This is a genomic window from Mesorhizobium kowhaii (assembly GCF_003253745.1).
Taxonomy (GTDB): domain Bacteria; phylum Pseudomonadota; class Alphaproteobacteria; order Rhizobiales; family Rhizobiaceae; genus Mesorhizobium; species Mesorhizobium kowhaii.
Window position 1 is genome coordinate 1 of the sequence record NZ_MZXV01000058.1, and the last position, 15,325, is coordinate 15,325.

Here is a 15,325-nt window from a genome sequence, read left to right on the forward strand (position 1 = left end):
GCGTTGGCGACGGAGTAGGTGTAGGAGCCGTCGGCGGCCAGGACGAGGGCGCCGAGATTGCCGGCGCCGGGGGTCACGGTCGTGTTGAAGTGGTTCTCGCCGGTGTCGACATCAGTGATCGAAATCGAGCCGGTCGCCGTCAGGGTGGTCGGCGAGCTGTCCTCGGTGACGTCGGCGACGGTCGGATCGCCGATCACGGCGGCGTCGTTGGTGCCGTGGATGGTGAAGCTGACGAGCTTGGAGGTGCCGTCGGCCGCGGTCACGGTGAAGGTGTCGACCTGGGTGGCGGTGCCGCCATTGGCGGTGCTGCCGGCGAGGAACTGCACGGCGGCGTTGGCGACGGAGTAGGTGTAGGAGCCGTCGGCGGCCAGGACGAGGGCGCCGAGATTGCCGGCGCCGGGGGTCACGGTCGTGTTGAAGTGGTTCTCGCCGGTGTCGACATCAGTGATCGAAATCGAGCCGGTCGCCGTCAGGGTGGTCGGCGAGCTGTCCTCGGTGACGTCGGCGACGGTCGGATCGCCGATCACGGCGGCGTCGTTGGTGCCGTGGATGGTGAAAGTGACATTCTGCGTGCCGGAGTTGGTCGTGCCGTCATTGACCTGCACCGTGTAGGTGATGGTCAGGTTCTGGCCGGCGCGCAGGAAATCGAGGTTGGCGGCGGTCGGATCGTAGCTGTAGCCGATGTTGGCCGCGCCACCGTTGGAGGTTGTATCCGTCAGCGTGAACGCGCCACTGGCGATCAGCGCGGCTGCCCCGGCGGGCAACGAGAACGGACTGCCATTGAGCTGTACCACTGGGCTGCCCACTACCGACGCATGCAGCGTGTCGCCGATATCGAGATCGCTCACCGAGAAATTGCCCGTGATCGCCACCAGGTCCTGGGCCGATGCATTGACCGCTTCGAGCACCGCGGCCGGATCACTCGTATCGCTCAGCACCGGCGCATCATTGGTGCCTGTGATGGTGAAGGTGACATTCTGCGTGCCGGAGTTGGTCGTGCCGTCATTGACCTGCACCGTGTAGGTGATCGTCAAGCTCTGGCCAGCGCGCAGGAAATCGAGGTTGGCGGCAGTCGGATCGTAGCTGTAGCCGATGTTGGCGGCGCCACCGTTGGAGGTTGTATCCGTCAGTGTGAATGCGCCACTGGCGATCAGCGCGGCTGCCCCGGCGGGCAACGAGAACGGACTGCCATTGAGCTGCACCACCGGGCTGCCTACTACCGACGCATGCAGGGTGTTGCCGATATCGAGATCGCTCACCGAGAAATTGCCTGTGATCGCCGCCAGGTTCTGGGCCGAGGCACTAGTCAGTTCGAGCACCGCCGTCGGATCGCTTGTGTTGCTCAGAACCGGCCCGTCGTTGGTCCCCGCGAACTGAATGGTCGCGGTTGCCCAGCTGAGCGTCCCGTTGCCGAGCCGGATAGAGTAGATAAAGGTGTCCGTCAAATATTGGCCGGCATTCAACCCCTGTAACTGCGACCTGAAAGCAGTCGACAAGAACGCTGTATCGTATCCCACCTTCCCGTCGGCCGTAATCCAGATCTTTGCGCCGTTAGCACTTGTATCGGAACCCGCGGATTCAATCCGACCTAAGTCCTGCGTCAACAAATCAGCCGCGATGTAGCCGCTCATCGCGCCAATGTTGTTCGTGCCGTTATCGATCGACCACAATGATTTGGCGTTTCCGCCTAGATCGTTGGCCATTACATTGAGGAAGATGGTCCCGAAACTGTCTTCAGTGAGCCCGGTGAAAACGCTGGTGAAGAAATCATCCGCTGCCTGCGGCGTATTTGAAAAAGACGTCGTTGTTCCACCCATAACAGTTTCCCCTAGTGCCCGTGGAGCGCTTGCCCGAAGCGCAAGTTTTTATGCGAAAACATTCAACGTCGGCCGGACGCGTCAACGCCCGTCGGCCTGCAACGTCGCCAGTCAAGGAAATCCCGTGCGAATGGCTTGCGATCGCCAGCCAGGGAATGATCGGCGAGAGCGCCAGGATCAAAGGAGTTCCCATTCAGACCAATGGCAGTTGTACCGACGCCACGCTCACACGCCCGCGGAGGCATCGGACATAGCTTGGCGCCGGCCGGATCCCCATGAGCAACCGAGCGTTTGTTTGTATCGATCGAGGCGGAAAAATCATTATAGATGGGGTAGGGTGTCTTTGCGTTTTCGCCTAAATCGTTGCTCATCTGGTCGAGGGAAATACTGGACCGGGGCGGCAAAAGGAGGATCGCCGTGTCACGGGTAGAACTGAAGACGTCGTCCCCAGCCTGCCTTATATTGGAACGCGATATCGCAGTTCCACTGGCGCCTGTGAATTCAGAAGAAGCCATTTTACCCACCCCACCTTTTACTCGTACACGAGACAGATGCCCCCACATCTGTTCACTGCCGCATTGACAGATTAGTCACTCTCCATCTGAAACAGCTACGATCAACATGCGAATTTTGGCGTACGGCTACTGTCAGTGCGTAGTCCAGTCGCAGCAAGGCCACAGTGCCGCGATCAGCCAGACATCAACATGGCCGTCCACGTGTAAGTCTTGGCTACAACATGTAGCCGCGACGACTCTGGTAGTTGCGCTGCGTTCCCTTTAGTCCCCATGACGCCCTTTGCCCGACTGCGCTGGTCAGGATCTTTTTTTAGGAGGCGCTTATATTAACATATTCTTAACGCCAATGAAGAGTGAGCGTCAACATCCAAAAGGATGAAAGGTTAACGCAGTCGATGTGATTAGCGTTGCGGGCGAGATCGTCCAGGACGACGCTGATCGCTTTTACGATCTCACTAAGAAACGTGGGCGCCATCGTTATCCTGCAAAGTCCCGGCGGGTCCGATTGAGGAAGCCCTCCAGATCGGGGCAAGAATCCGGCTCAACAATTTTGTGACGTCTGCAGGTGCAAACGGAGAATGCTATTCGGCATGCGGCCTAATTTGGGTCGCTGGTGTCCGCCGCTACATGTCACCTAGCTCGAAAATCGGTTCCATGCGGCCTACACGGATACCAGCGAGCTGCCGCTTCACCGCAGCCGGAGTACTGCCCGCCGGCGCAGACACGCGCCGTCCATCTGCCAGCTCGATCGCCATCATGCCGTCCGGCGACTGCACCAGATCGCGCAACGCCGCGAGCGCGGGCAGCTCATTCTCCGCGCCGTCGGCAAGCACCACCGTCGCCAGTTGCGGCGCCTTGCGAGCGGTCAGGCCTAACTCAACCGCCAGCGGAACACCATGCTGGTGGCGACGCCATGGCGGCGACAGACCTGCGCCACGGCGACGCCAGGCTTCTCTGTCTCCTACACGATCGCCCGCTTCTGCGCGTCGCTGAACCGGCGACAGTCCGAGTGCGGCCGCATACTCCGCATGCCCCATGCCGCTCTAGCTCATCGCCTCGACATGGGTGGTCAATTCATACATGGGCAGGGCGTGCTCGTCGTGGGTCCGTTGGTATTCGCCCATTGCTTCGGCGAACGAGCGAGCCCCGGTGAATGTCTCATCTGGCGCAGCAGCGACCAACTCGGCATCGCGGAAGGCGTCGATGATCTCTTGCGCAGTGATCGGGTCCTTGTTGTAGCCCGCGTCGCCCACCAGCGCCCTGCCGAGGCCAAACGACGGCATCTCCTTTTAAGGTAGGCTGCGGCCTGTAAAGACAAGCGCAAGTACGAGTCCTGGCCGTGTGGTAGCGGTGAGGTTTTGAACCCCCGAGGCGAAACGTCTTTATTTATCAATCAGTTGAGAGCTATCAAGACCGCCGGTGCTGCATTCCGGACCGTTCTCGCCAAAAAAACTATAACAATATCATATCGTTAGATGACTGTAGTGGTAGAGGGAAGGGCGCTGGAAACTAACCTTCTCCATTTTCGGCAATTCGCCGACCGTCGCGATCTCGCGATCGAGCAGCGTCCTCCAGTCACTCATAGCCTGTCATCTCGAGATAGCCGCGCCCGGCATGGGTGCCCTCAAATCGGATCGGGCCTTCCCAATAGGGAAAGCGTGTGTCCATCCAGGCTTCTGGGTTTAGCGCCCTGGTGGTCACATCCACCCCTTTTTCCGGCAATTGCACCCTCCAACGGATCGGCACGCTGCGTCCCGCGACTGCCGCCGTTTCGAGCGGCGTCACCCTTAGTGCGCCGGGGGCTTGCGGCTGCGGCCTGCCGTCGGCCCCGATCCATGTGGCCGATGTAAAGCCCGCGCCTCCGCCGCGCAGGCGAAAGCCCATCATCTTTTCGCCGCTGTCGAAATGCAGCGAGAACCAGTCCCACCCGGTCTGATCCTCAGCCAGCGGCTGCGAGGACCATTCGTGGTCCAACCACGCCTGACCGGACACCGCAATCGCGCCCGCCGGAAGGGTCAGCGTGCCGATCACGTGATAGAATGGTTGCGAGTAGTAATAGCTCGCCTGCCCCTTCTCGGATTTGACCGAATAGCCCTGCACTCCCTGCGGCACCAGAGGGCCTTTGGCGTCCAGCGCCAGTTCGTAGGAAAACGCCTGTCCCGCCGCACGCAGATCGAGCGCCGACAGCGCATCCGCCTCTGGCAGGGCCCGGCCTGCCATCTGCCAGTTGTCAATCCAGGCCGCAAAGGGCGCAGCCGTAACCCCCGCCTGGCCGATGCCGCCCCGTGCCAGCCGTTCGGCCACGAATTGGTGCGCTTGCGTCGTCAGCCCGGCATGGCCCATCCAAAGCTGCGGACTGGACCAGCCGGACCGCTCCACCGGGGCCAGGGCGGATCGGAAAAGAGTCCATTGCACGCCATAGTCCGTTCCATCCGCAGCTTGCAGGTTGGCGGTCAGATACCACCATTCGATCCGGTAACCGGGGTGCGGGCCGTGGTCTGCCGGGAAGTTGAATGCAGTCCCCGGCTGCGGCACTGAAAACCCGTCAGCCTCTGTGCCAAGCCCAGCAAAACCTTGGCCAAAGGCAGGTGCGGCCAAGCACATGTAGATCAGCAATGCTCTAACGCTCATGTGCAAATACCTTCAGCAAATCCGATGGCGAAAGACGCGCCAGCCGCCAGGCAGGCACGGCGGCTGCAAGTCCGGCCGCCAGCAGCGCGAGCGCCGCCAGCCGCGCCCAGTCACCGGGAAAAAGGTGCATCGGCAGACGCCAGCCAAAAGCCTCCACATTCACCACCGCCAGTAGAACAAAGGCGAGTGCAATACCTACAGGCACAGCGGCCAGCATGGTCAAGGCTGCCAACAGCAAGCCGCGCGAAAGCTCCAACCATGCGAGGTGGCGGCGGGTCAGACCCATGGCCCAGACCGGCGCCAGTTGCGGCAGGCGCATCCCCGACAGGGTCATGAGGCTCGCAAACATCGCCAGCCCCGCGACTCCCAGCGTCAGCACATTCAGCGCGGCTGTCACGTTGAATGTGCGCTCAAATACTTTGAGCGAAAAGACCTTGATCCCGGCCTGGTCAATCACGTTCTGCGCGGGCAGCCCGAATTCCGCCCGCAAACCCCTAGCCAGTGCTTCGGCCTTGCCGGGGGCAATCCGAATGGCATAGCGCAGGCGGGAGACGTCAGGATAGTGCTGGACCAGTGTGTCGATCCCGATGATTACCTGGCCGATCGGGTTGCCATAGTCGGCATAGACGCCGACGATGCTGGCCCGCCAGCCACCGGGCAGCGTGATCTGGTCCCCCAGGCCCAACCCTTGGCGCCGCGCCAGTTGTTCGTTGATCAGGGCGCCCTCGCCTGTGGCGATCCGGTCCCACACCTCCGGCACTGCAGAGAGGATCGGCCAGTTGTCGCGATAGGTGGCATGATCGGCCACGCCGTATATTGCCGCGGGCTGACCTGCGACCCGGCCCTCAATGCTCCAGATCGGCAGGACCGCGTCGCTGCGCTGGGCCAGCCAGTCGTGTATCGCTGTGGCCTCTGCTTCGGTGCGGGCGGTCACGTAAAGCTCAGAGGAGAGACGCTGATCGAGCCAGCCGATGAAGGTCAGCCGAAAGCTCGACACCATCGTGCTGACGCCCACATTGGCGGCCAGCGCAAGCAGCAGTGCCATTAGCGCGAATGACAGGCCGGGAAGCTGCTGACGCGTGTCGGCCCAAAACCATTCGGCCAGTGGTCCACGCGCCAAGCGGCCGCCAAGGTGCAATATCCCCGTCAGCACGAGCGGCAGCGCCAGTGCCGCCCCCAACAGCAGTGCCGCCAGAAGCGCAAAGCCCGCCTCGAGGCCGGATCCGAACTGTGCAATTCCCGCCGCCGTCAACAGGAGCACCATCGCAGCCACGCCTTGCGCGCGCAGTGCCCGCTCCGAAGCCCGCGCCCAGGCCCGAGGCTGGGCCGCTGCAAGCAGCGGCAGGTGCCATAGCCGCCAGAGGCTCTGTGCGGCCGCCACCAGCGTGCCGATTACCGCGATGGCCAGCCCCGCTGCCCACACAGCGGGGCGGATCGACAGCGTTCCCGGCACATCGGCCCCGTAAAGCCCGCGCAGGGTGGCGGCAACGTCGGGCAAAAGGGCCGAGGCGACTATATAGCCAAGTGCCACGCCCACCAGCCCCGCGAGGAGGGCGAAGATCAGCAGCTCGGCGATCAGCAAAAGGACCAGCACGCGGGCCGGCAAGCCCAGTGCGCGCAGCGTGCGAAACACCGGGCGGCGCTGTTCAAAAGCCAGACCAATGGCGGAGTGCACGATGAAGAGCCCCACTGCAAAGGCAAGAAAACCGAAAGCCGTCAGGTTCAGGTGAAAACTGTCGGTTAGCCTGGCAAGATCCCCCGTTTCGCTCGGCTCGCGCAGGGTCAGGCCGGGGGCTATCAACTTTAGAGGGGCACGGCCAATCGGTTGGTCCGGCCAAAGCAAAAGACGAGAGATCTTGTCCTTTGCCCCAAGCAGGACCTGCGCCTGCCCGATGTCGGTGAGGACTGTGCCAGGCGGCAAACCCTCGGCCACGCGCACGGGAGGTGTCGCTTGCTCTGTTAGTCGTGCCGCGGTTTCCGGGGCTGCATAGAGCACACCGGGCGCCGTGATGAACGGCAATAGCTGGTCACCCGCCGCAATATCCACCTGCTGCGCCTGCGGCGGCAAAGTCAGTGGGTCAATGCCAAGGACGCGCAACCGCACATCCCCAAACCGCATTTCACCTTCAATCACCGGCGAAACCAGCCAGCCTGCTCGCCGCAGTCTCACAAACACCTGTTGATCAATCCGGGCCCCGTCCTCACGCACCAGTTGCGCAAGCCGGTCCTGCCCAAGGATCGCCGCTGCACGATCATAGCTTGCCCGCGCCTCACCGTTGATCGCCTGAACCGCTGACCACAGCGCCGTTGCCAGCGATAGCCCCAAAAGCAGCATCGCTAGTTGCACAGGCCGCATGCGCCAGTGAGACAAGAGCGCTGTCAGCCCGGTCCACACCATCACACCAGCCGTCCCGCTTGCAGGTGAACGTGGGCGTTCAGCCGGTTTGCCAGACGGTTGGAATGGGTAACCATTAACAGGGCGGCACCCGTTTCGGTCACCAGCGATAGTATCAGATCGAGGACGGCATCCCCTGTTGCTTCATCGAGATTGCCCGTGGGCTCATCGGCCAAAACCAGCCGGGGCCGAGCGGCTAGGGTCCGCCCAATCGCCACCCGCTGTTGTTGCCCACTCGACAGCTGTTCAGGGTACCGCGTTAGGACCTTGGCCAGGCCCAGCCGTTCAGCAAGGACCTTCAGCCACGCCGGATCAGGACGGCCGGCAAGTCGAGCCTGAAAGGCAAGGTTGGCTGCCACATCAAGCGAAGGGATCAGGTTGAACTGCTGGAACACAAGTCCGACTGTTCCCCGCCGCAAGGCGGCAAGGGCTGTATCGTTCAGCCCCACAATATTGGTACCGCCAAGGTGGATTTCTCCCGCATCAGGGCTGTCGAGCCCTGCAACGAGGTGCAAAAGCGTGCTCTTGCCGCTGCCCGACTCGCCGGTCAGCGCAAGGCTCTTGCCCGCCTCCAGCGAAAGATCGATCCCGTGCAGAACATGCAACGGCCCCTCGCCAGTGGAGTAGAATTTGTCGATCTGGTGCAGCCTCAGCAGCATGTTAATATGTTTCTCCCCGGAGGTCCGCGTGCATCTGACACGGCGGGTGGATCGAGTGAGTGGTCGAACCACGGTGGCGTGGCGGGCGTTACTGTGACAGACGAACAAGGCATAAAGCTATCTGGCAGCAGACTGGTTGCGGAAAGCCCCACCGTCATGAAGCCGATGAACGAAGAGCACCTTGCGGTTCTACGCAGGCACATGGTCGAGGTGATTGCAATCCATGCCGACCTTGCAAGCGAAGAACTCGGCAAGGCGACGCTCGATGAGCGGGTGATGGCAGCGATGCGGCGGGTGCCACGGCATCTCTTCGTTCCAGCCGTGGTCGCGCCTTATGCCTACCAGGACATGCCGCTGCCGATCGGCTTCGACAAGACCGTCTCGCAGCCCTTCATCGTCGCTCTCATGACCGATCTCCTTGCTCCCCAACCGCACGAGGCAGTGCTCGAGATCGGCACCGGCCTGGGCTACCAAACCGCAATCCTCGCGGAACTCGCCGGGCAGGTTTGGAGCGTCGAAATCATCGAGGAATTCGCAAGCGATGCCGAGGCTCTCCTGCAGGGCCTCGGCACCTCCAATGTCGGCATTCGTGTCGGAGACGGGTCTCGTGGCTGGCCTGAGCACGCCCCATTCGACAAGATCCTGGTCACGGTGGCGGCTGAGCCGACGCCGCCGGCTTTGCTTGAGCAGCTCAAGCCAGGGGGACGCCTGGTTCTGCCTGTGGGATCTGAAAAAGTACAGTTGCTGACTGTCATCGACAAGGATGCGGCAGGGCAACTCAAGACTCGGAAACTCATCCCAGTTCGGTTCAGCCGGCTCGAAACGGTCTAATGAGGGGTGCGGCTGCGCGGAGCCGTGCTGGAAGATCAGGATAACGCGCGCCGCATCGATCACACGGGCGCTGGATGGCATCGTCGATCTTTTGACATCCACGCCGCAACGCTACTCGTCGAGCACGCCTGCAGCCGCCGGTCGTAGCCAGGCGCCAGGTCATGCCGGAAGTCGTACACTGGAGCCACAAGGGCCTAACGACCGGGCGGAGAACTCGCATCGGCCCCGGCCTTCGGCGGTTTCGAAGCTAAACTGCCACTCCCTTGATCCCGCCGCCCGGCCAGCAATGGAGCCGGGCTACTCCAGCACAGACTCTGCCCGTCGGTCACCTCGATCGGCACGGACTCCAGACCAACATCGTCGAGCAGCCGCGCATTTGACCGCGTTCGCCAAATTAATGGCCGGATCTTTGCGAAGCCTCCACATCTGCGTGAACGAAGCCCTCCAGGCATCATCGTGATTGGACTTCATGATCCGTTGGAGTCACCCTGGCTGCAGGCATACGAAGGATATGGGTGGACCAACTATCGTCCGAATAGGAGGCCAACATGAAGCACCAAACGATCGAGCAACTGCAGATCGTCGCCGAGATCGATCAGGCCTACCCGCGCCAGGCCATGTCGCGCAGCCAACGTCTTGAACGCTGGGCAGAGCTCCTCGAACGGAACCCTGACCGGCGTCTCTCGACACTGCCTCAGACCGAGTATCAGCCGGTTAGAGCACGCGGGGCCATGCGCGGCGACGGCTCGCCGATCTCAGTCGCTTTCGAGGATCCTGTCCTGCGCGCCGCCGGGTTGGAAAACGACAACTACGGCGAAGCGAAGCGGTTCTTCGAACTGACCGACAGGCAATTGCATGAGATCATCTGCTATTGTCATTTCGGCGCGACGGTGAGCGCCGTAACGGCCGCCCGTCACATCCGTGCGGCGATTGCCGGGAGACAGCCCGGCATGTTCGCTCGGATGCGTGAGGCGTTCGTCGGATACGGCGCCGTTTCGCAGCATTTTTGAAGCGGCTCGCATGGAAAGCCGCCGCCGTAGCGCAGGCAAGCGCTCCCGACGCGGGGAGGCTGCGTTGCATCAAAGCCCGTCACCCAAATCACCATCGTCGATTCTGAACCGGACAAGCAGGCCGAGGCGCCTTAGCTGCAGGATTTCAGGGAGGACGGAACCAAACGCGCTATCCGAGCTTATGTCCGCGATGAGCGCGCGATGGACCGAAGAAGCTATGGCCGCTGCTTTGACCGCCAGGAATGAGGACGCGCAAATCCTTGGCGTGTTCGATATCACCAACAAAACCGTTGCCGGAATTGACTCCCGTCGGTTAGGCGAGGCCATCCAGTTTGTCGCCAATGCGGCGATCTTGGGCTACGATGTTCGTGCCGCTGTGGTCATGTACGGCGAACCGGGGACGCCAAGCCTAAGGGTCACGGACTGCGAGCGGCTATGGGCCCGATATGGAGAGTCCCTGCTTCGATAGCTCGGCAGGGCCGGAAGCGCGATCCGCTTGGTTAAATCCGTACCATCGAAGGCGGCCGTGTGCTCGGCTCGGCGCCGTGATCATGACTGCCTACTGTTTAACACGCAGTTGTGTCGTGGCGGTATGCGGTAGTAGCGGCACTTCCGGAAAGCTAGAAGCCCCGCTTCGGCGGAGTTTTTCGTTGAGGGAAGCGTTGAGGCGAAATTGAAGGGTGATCCGTGGGTCCGGTAGGGAGAGTGGCGCCAGATACCAGCGATGCGGCTTGCTCTGAAGAAGAAGGCGGTAGGCCAACCTCGCCAAGCCATTCGTCATATCCGTGGTTTAGCGCCAACAACAATTCGTCTGGCTTATCCACGCCGCCTTTGAATAATTTGATAATTTGACGGCCAACACGATCCCTGGCCGGATCGCCAACTGCTATGCCTGCCTGGCGGCAGTACTCATCGAGCACGGTGGCCGGTATTGAAGGCTTTCTTGATTCCGCTGAACCGACGAAGGTCGCCATCTCGCTTCTCCCTTATTTGGGCGAAAGCGCGATCGACTCTTCCAAGCGCCGGCTGCCATGAAGGTCGTCCCGGCGACCCTCCGCATATAGTGTGTCGGTTCCGTATATACGAGTCAAAAAACCCGCTGCCGGGAGGGGGCAGCGGGTTCGATTTAAGCTCACCACGGGAGAGGGGACGTGGCTAGCTTGGCATCGGCATCAGATCTTGGGAGGAGTAGATGGCCGACAGCTAAAAACTACCGACAGCCAATGCCATTCCGCAATTGCACAAGGGTCTTACCGCACTATACGCATTGCCCGGGTTGCCGAGCTTAGTGCCTTGCATCTTGCGCGACGCGAGGGCTGACCGAGTGCGCTCGGAGATTTGCCGCTGCTCCGATGGCCCGAACTGGTCGAATGATCCGAGCGAGCCGCAGGAGGGGCCGCGCTGGCACGGCCATTTCTGACTTTCCGCTTCCGAAACAATATTGGCCCGCTGCCTCACGGTCGCGGGCCTTTTAACGGGCACATGGGAACAAGAGACCGGCGATCCGGTTTCTCTGTTGTAGCGATTGTCCCCTCAATCTGCTGCGGGTCCATCTGATTCCACAGGCCGCGCCTACTCCCGCGGCCGGCAGGGATGGAGAAACTGGATATGCCAAACAAATTCAAAGATCCACCACCCGACCCGAAGAAGACCTGTCCGTCGTCGCGACAAGGAAGCACCGTCAGAGCTTGAACATGTCGATCCGCCACCGCGAGACGTGCGAGAGGCACCGGCACCTAATCCAAACGGCGATAAGAATTCTAATCGCAGGCACGCGCGACGAAGCGCCCCGCTGCCTCACGGTGGCAGGCCTTTGCATTCGCGATAACAGTGGCTTTAGCGATAATGGACATAACCCCGATCCACGCGGTAGCGCGGCACCACGGCTGCGATTCCGCTAGGCTATTTCCCCTCTATAAAAGCAGATTCGCAGGAGATTGCCGCGCCAAGATGTTGCGAACGTTCGACACCTGCCATTGGCCATTGCGCGCTGTGCGGACGCCGCGATTGTTCAGGGCGATTGCCAGGCCACGCAGGCTGGTGATGCCAGAGCGCTGAATGGACGCGATGATCGGCAGAACAGACTGCGCAAATCGGTCAGCTTCCACAATCGATATTTTCCGGCCCTTTGCCGCGGCCTCTGTGGTGTTGGTTGGGTTACCGAGTTTCATGCCGAACGCCTTGCGAGAGGCGAGGGCGGCTTTGGTGCGCTCCGAGATCAGCCGACGCTCCTTTTCGGCGAGCGCTGCGTACAGATGCAGCATGAACGGGTCGGCATCGGCTCCGAGTTCTGCCACGATGAACGGAACGCGCTGAACCATAAGACCGGCAATGAAGGCGACATCGCGTGAGAGCCGATCGAGCTTGGCCACCACGACCGGGCATTTGGCCTGGCGGGCGAGGGCAAGGGCAGCCGACAGTTGCGGCCGGCGGTCCAATGCATCGGCTCCCTTTCCGGTCTCGACCTCGGTGACCTCTCGAATGATGGCAATGTCCTCGGCTTCGGCAAAGCGCGCAACCGCGGCCCGCTGTGCCTCGATGCCAAGTCCCGAACGACCTTGCCGTTGGGTGGAGACTCGATAGTAGGCGACCGCGCTCGGCATGTTGCTATTTCCCAGGGTGTTCAAACTGCAAACCACCGTTTGCAGTGTGCTCACAACGCCGAGCGTTGCAAGATAAGTGTCTGATTCGGTTCATTATTCGTACAGTTAGCCGCTCTTAGGGAGCTGCCACTATCCAAGCAGGAAGCATTCCAATAGCCTTTGCTCGACGAGGTTCGATGAGAGAACTTGTACACAACTGGAGGCTTCCATGACTTCCACGTTCAATGTCGGAAAAGCCGCTGGATATGAGCAGCTCATGGGACGGTGGAGCAAACAGCTCGCCCCTCTATTCATCAATTCGCCGGGTTGGCAGAGGGAGAACGCATTCTGGACGTTGGATGCGGCACGGGCAGCCTGACGTTCGCGCTACCGAAAGTGGCAAATGTGCGTGAGATTGCTGCGATTGATTTCTCACCTGTGTTCGTCGAAGAGGCTAACCGGCTCAACACTGACCCGCGTATCCACATTCAGCAGGGCGATGCGACCTCGCTGTCGTTCCCCGACGCATATTTCGATCGAGCACTAGCGCTGCTTGTGTTGCACTTCGTTCCGGAAGCAGGCAGGGCCATCGGTGAGATGCGCCGGGTAGTCCGGCCAGGAGGCGTTGTCGCTGCCGCCGTTTGGGACCATCTGGGCGGCATGCCGGTCATGCGCATGATGTTGGACACGCTCGCAGTGCTCGATGAAAACGCGCGGGCACTGCGAAGCCGATACTGCTTCCAGCCGATGATGCAGCCGAATGAATTGAAGCAGAGCTTCATCGAACAAGGGCTTCAAGATGTCGAGGAAACCCAGCTTTTGATCCGAATGGATTATGCATCCTTCGATGACTATTGGGGACCGATCACTTCGGGAGAGGGGCCGCTTGGAAAATACGCTGCGGGCCTGGACCCGGTAATGCGAGCCAAAGCAGACGCGGCCGTTCGGGACGCTTACGAAGCTGGCCGTCCAGATGGGCCTCGTTCATTCGTTTCGGTCGCGTGGGCATGCTGCGGGACTGTCAAGTAAGGCCCTAGGTTGTGCGCCGACCGGCTCCCACTCCGGCAGAAGCGCGTTCCAGTGCTTGTGGTTGGAACCGCGGCCTACGGCTATTGCGGGGCTGACTATGCCGAGCCGTTTTCAAAGATGTTCTCCGAGCTAGCGACCAAGCATGGAGACTTGCTCTACGCCGACTTCAAGGAGGGCGTGACTGGGCATCCGCTGCAAGCGGACAACGACCACCCAAATGCAGCGGGTGATGCGATCATCGTTAGAAACATGCTCCCTATGGTTGAGGCGCTGCTCGCGCAGGTCCAACCGCATTGACCCGTCTGAAGAACGAACGGCGTCTATGGAAGCTGGGCCGTGTTCTCAGTAGCGAATTGGCAGGCGTGACCAAGGCCCGAAGAAAGGGTCTTTGTCCACATCATGAAGGTGATGTGGCCGCCGGCAAGTTCCTTCTCTTAGGATGCCTCCAACTCCCGAATACTCATGTCCAGCACGCGGGCGATGCCCCCGAAGACCGCATCCAGCCAACGCCTCGACCTTGGAGGCATAGAGCAGGGATCCAAGATCCTCGACGTCACTCATGAGGGTTCGTCATTTGGCCAGTTCGGCACCATGTTGATCGCCGCCGTCACCAAAGCGCTCGCGCCAGGCCGGATCATAGCTGACCCCATAGGGTGGATCCGTCACCAATAGGTGCGGCTTGATACCTGGGCGGAGGCTCTCGCCGCCGAAATCCGCCGCCTCGCCGCATCGGGAGAACCCGACACCGAGGAGACTTATTATCAGGCGGTGCTCGCTGCTCTGGAGCGCTTGGTTGGCGAGAAGTCGCCGGAGACTGGCGGATCGCTTGTCGCCCGCGTGGAAGCTTGGCGGCGGGCTTACCTCAACACGCCGCACGGCCAGCCCGTAACTCTCGCTGCGGCCACTGGTCCAGCTGTCGATCACGAGCCCGACGACCATGAAGACCACCATCACGCTCGCTAGTCCAGGCGCTCGACGCAATCGCCGGAAGAATCAGGCGCGGGAGTTGCGGCCCACCCCGCAACGCAGCGGCTATTTCCCGCCTATAAAAGCAAGTTCGCAGCAGATTGCCGCGCTAAGATATTGCGCACGTTCGACACCTGCCACAGTCCGTTCCTGGCTGTCCGAACGCCGCGATTGTTCAAGGCCATTGCCAGGCCACGCAGACTGGTGACACCGGAGCGCTGAATCGACGCGATGATTGGCAGCACTGTCTGGGCAAATCGATCAGCTTCGTTGATCGATTTCTTCCGACCCTTAGCCGCGGCCTCCGCCGTATTGGTCGGGTTGCCGAGCTTTATGCCGGTGGTCTTGCGCGAGGCGAGGGCGGCCTTAGTACGTTCGGAGATCAATCGCCGCTCTTTCTCGGCCAGCGCGGCCTAAAGGTGAAGCATGAACGGGTCGGCGTCGGCACCGAGTTCGGCGACGATGAACGGCACGCGCTGCACCATCAGGCCGGCGATAAACGCCACGTCGCGGGATAGCCGGTCGAGCTTGGCGACGACGACAGGGCATTTGGCCTGGCCACGCCGCGAAGGGCAATGGGTGACCTCCTCGGTCACGCCGTCCGCTTCGGCGTACCCGGCAGCGTCATGGCGGCAGGCGAGGGCATCGAGACGACGCTGTCGCTCAGATGCGTCTTGCCCGACATGGCAATGGCGGCGGCTCTCTCGGCGGCTCATCTCGCCGCCATCCTGTTCCCGCCGAACCTGCAGCGGCTCTATGTCATCCGCGACAACGACGAGGCCGGATCCAATGGTCGATCGAACTCCGTCGTGGCGCATCGGCGGGCGTTGCAATGCGGGCAGGGCTGCTCCGTGCGATAGCGCCATGTCGGCCGTTTGCATGGGCGAGTG

Annotated in this window: 14 protein-coding genes and 2 pseudogenes; 5 read left to right on the forward strand and 11 right to left on the reverse strand. The window is 61.4% G+C overall.

Features of this window, described 5'->3' with window-relative positions; genetic code table 11:
- From B5V02_RS27820 to B5V02_RS27845, 6 genes are all read right to left on the reverse strand, one after another.
- Positions 1-1,445 (reverse strand): VCBS domain-containing protein (locus B5V02_RS27820; protein ID WP_208647147.1); only part of this gene is annotated, 1,445 nt, incomplete at its 3' end.
- A gap of 1,510 nt (positions 1,446-2,955) precedes the next feature.
- Positions 2,956-3,369, reverse strand: a complete 414-nt coding sequence (locus B5V02_RS41940; protein ID WP_245446236.1) for a hypothetical protein — start codon at positions 3,367-3,369, stop codon at positions 2,956-2,958.
- Between the two features lie 6 nt (positions 3,370-3,375).
- Positions 3,376-3,615, reverse strand: a complete 240-nt coding sequence (locus B5V02_RS27830) for a hypothetical protein (protein ID WP_111547268.1) — start codon at positions 3,613-3,615, stop codon at positions 3,376-3,378.
- Between the two features lie 292 nt (positions 3,616-3,907).
- On the reverse strand, positions 3,908-4,963 hold the full coding sequence (locus B5V02_RS27835; RefSeq protein ID WP_111547269.1) for a lipocalin-like domain-containing protein: 1,056 nt from the start codon (positions 4,961-4,963) through the stop codon (positions 3,908-3,910).
- A complete protein-coding gene (locus tag B5V02_RS27840) occupies positions 4,953-7,361 on the reverse strand; it encodes an ABC transporter permease (protein ID WP_208647149.1) in 2,409 nt (802 codons plus the stop codon). Before B5V02_RS27840 ends, B5V02_RS27835 begins: the two co-directional genes overlap by 11 nt.
- Positions 7,361-8,017, reverse strand: a complete 657-nt coding sequence (locus B5V02_RS27845; protein WP_111547270.1) for an ABC transporter ATP-binding protein — start codon at positions 8,015-8,017, stop codon at positions 7,361-7,363. Before B5V02_RS27845 ends, B5V02_RS27840 begins: the two co-directional genes overlap by 1 nt.
- A 156-nt stretch (positions 8,018-8,173) precedes the next feature.
- Between B5V02_RS27845 and B5V02_RS27850 the strand changes: the two genes are divergently transcribed.
- Positions 8,174-8,848 carry a protein-L-isoaspartate(D-aspartate) O-methyltransferase gene (locus B5V02_RS27850; protein WP_111547271.1) on the forward strand — a complete coding sequence of 225 codons (675 nt, stop codon included), beginning with the start codon at positions 8,174-8,176 and terminating at the stop codon, positions 8,846-8,848.
- Positions 8,849-9,396: 548 nt separating this feature from the next.
- Entirely contained in the window at positions 9,397-9,858 is a 462-nt protein-coding gene (locus B5V02_RS27855) for a hypothetical protein (RefSeq protein WP_111547272.1), read from the forward strand.
- Positions 9,859-10,478: 620 nt separating this feature from the next.
- On the opposite strand, the gene B5V02_RS41210 is transcribed toward B5V02_RS27855, so the two are convergent.
- Both B5V02_RS41210 and B5V02_RS27870 read right to left on the reverse strand, forming a co-directional pair.
- Entirely contained in the window at positions 10,479-10,832 is a 354-nt protein-coding gene (locus B5V02_RS41210) for a hypothetical protein (protein WP_208647148.1), read from the reverse strand.
- A 939-nt stretch (positions 10,833-11,771) separates the two neighbouring features.
- A complete protein-coding gene (locus tag B5V02_RS27870; RefSeq protein ID WP_425374421.1) occupies positions 11,772-12,515 on the reverse strand; it encodes a recombinase family protein in 744 nt (247 codons plus the stop codon).
- Between the two features lie 154 nt (positions 12,516-12,669).
- Between B5V02_RS27870 and B5V02_RS27875 the strand changes: the two are divergent.
- Both B5V02_RS27875 and B5V02_RS27880 read left to right on the forward strand, forming a co-directional pair.
- Positions 12,670-13,469, forward strand: a pseudogene (locus tag B5V02_RS27875) (class I SAM-dependent methyltransferase).
- A gap of 51 nt (positions 13,470-13,520) precedes the next feature.
- Positions 13,521-13,766, forward strand: a complete 246-nt coding sequence (locus tag B5V02_RS27880; RefSeq protein ID WP_146606158.1) for an SGNH/GDSL hydrolase family protein — start codon at positions 13,521-13,523, stop codon at positions 13,764-13,766.
- Between the two features lie 273 nt (positions 13,767-14,039).
- Here B5V02_RS27880 and B5V02_RS27885 read toward each other — a convergent pair whose 3' ends face one another.
- From B5V02_RS27885 to B5V02_RS41945, 3 genes are all read right to left on the reverse strand, one after another.
- Entirely contained in the window at positions 14,040-14,423 is a 384-nt protein-coding gene (locus B5V02_RS27885; protein WP_146606159.1) for a hypothetical protein, read from the reverse strand.
- Between the two features lie 89 nt (positions 14,424-14,512).
- Entirely contained in the window at positions 14,513-14,821 is a 309-nt protein-coding gene (locus tag B5V02_RS27890) for a serine integrase family protein (RefSeq protein WP_245446238.1), read from the reverse strand.
- 27 nt (positions 14,822-14,848) lie between these two features.
- Positions 14,849-15,031, reverse strand: coding sequence for a recombinase family protein (locus B5V02_RS41945; protein WP_245446239.1), 183 nt, complete (start codon positions 15,029-15,031; stop codon positions 14,849-14,851).
- Between B5V02_RS41945 and B5V02_RS27895 the strand changes: the two are divergent.
- A pseudogene (locus tag B5V02_RS27895) lies at positions 14,996-15,244 on the forward strand (toprim domain-containing protein); the annotation flags it as partial. The gene B5V02_RS41945 and the pseudogene B5V02_RS27895 overlap by 36 nt on opposite strands.
- Positions 15,245-15,325: the final 81 nt, after the last annotated feature.

Bases quoted from the DNA above. Each gene is read 5' to 3' on its own strand.
- B5V02_RS41940 (WP_245446236.1), bottom strand. From the start codon at position 3,369: ATGGGGCATGCGGAGTATGCGGCCGCACTCGGACTGTCGCCGGTTCAG.
- B5V02_RS27830 (WP_111547268.1), bottom strand. From the start codon at position 3,615: ATGCCGTCGTTTGGCCTCGGCAGGGCGCTGGTGGGCGACGCGGGCTAC.
- B5V02_RS27835 (WP_111547269.1), bottom strand. From the start codon at position 4,963: ATGAGCGTTAGAGCATTGCTGATCTACATGTGCTTGGCCGCACCTGCC.
- B5V02_RS27840 (WP_208647149.1), bottom strand. From the start codon at position 7,361: ATGGTGTGGACCGGGCTGACAGCGCTCTTGTCTCACTGGCGCATGCGG.
- B5V02_RS27845 (WP_111547270.1), bottom strand. From the start codon at position 8,017: ATGCTGCTGAGGCTGCACCAGATCGACAAATTCTACTCCACTGGCGAG.
- B5V02_RS27850 (WP_111547271.1), top strand. From the start codon at position 8,174: ATGAAGCCGATGAACGAAGAGCACCTTGCGGTTCTACGCAGGCACATG.
- B5V02_RS27855 (WP_111547272.1), top strand. From the start codon at position 9,397: ATGAAGCACCAAACGATCGAGCAACTGCAGATCGTCGCCGAGATCGAT.
- B5V02_RS41210 (WP_208647148.1), bottom strand. From the start codon at position 10,832: ATGGCGACCTTCGTCGGTTCAGCGGAATCAAGAAAGCCTTCAATACCG.